Raw genomic sequence first — 893 nt, forward strand, 5'->3', positions numbered from 1 at the left:
GAACGTTATCGTTGATGGCTTGCTACGGTTGGGCATTTTGAAAGGTAAGCGAGAAGAGATTCTTGAAAACGAGACTTATAAGCAGTTCTACATGCACCGGACAGGGCATTGGCTTGGGTTGGATGTGCATGATGTTGGTGAATATAAAACTGGTGGTGAGTGGCGAGTGCTTGAGCCAGGCATGGTGATGACTGTAGAACCTGGCATCTATATCGCGCCGGGCAGCAAAGGCGTAGCGAAAAAGTACCACGGTATTGGGGTTCGTATTGAAGACGATGTCGTTGTCACTAAAACGGGCAACGAGGTGCTGACTTCTGGCGTACCAAAGGATATCGACGAGATTGAAGCGTTAATGGCAGGGTAGATCCTTTCCGGTCAGTGTATTTTGAAAGAGTTGGTTGAGCGTTCTGAAATGGATAATACGATCAAACAAGTTGACTACGACATTGCGATTGTTGGCGGTGGTATGGTGGGTATACCGCTCGCTATTGGGCTGGCAGAGCGTGGTTTCAAGGTTGCGTTGATCGAGAAGTTTCGTCTCAAAGATGTATCTCATGAAGTGTTGCAGAATAGTTTTGATTTGCGCTCTACCGCGATATCTTTAGGGAGTATTGAACTTCTCCAGGCTCTTGGATTATGGGACGCTGAGCAGGCACTAGCTTGTGCGATTAATCGCGTCCATGTCTCCGAGCAAGGTAAAATGGGCACGACGTCGATTGAAGCACGTGATGTGGGTGTTGATGCTCTCGGTTATGTGGTTCCGAATATGGCTTTGGGCGGACTGTTGCATTCTCGGCTTATGGAAAGTGACGTTGCGGTTCTAGATCAGTCGGTGGTTACTCAGGTTCAGATGACCGATACCTGCGCGCAGCTTGAGCTGGATGTGATAGAAA

General features: G+C 48.4%; 2 protein-coding genes. Both read left to right on the forward strand.

The features are described from left to right. Window positions 1-364 (forward strand): M24 family metallopeptidase (locus A3751_RS20260; RefSeq protein ID WP_156492677.1); only part of this gene is annotated, 364 nt, incomplete at its 5' end. 48 nt (window positions 365-412) lie between these two features. Next, the coding region (locus A3751_RS20265) for an FAD-dependent oxidoreductase (protein ID WP_197466562.1) at window positions 413-893 on the forward strand (481 nt) is incomplete at its 3' end.

The organism is Oleiphilus sp. HI0080, assembly GCF_001635135.1.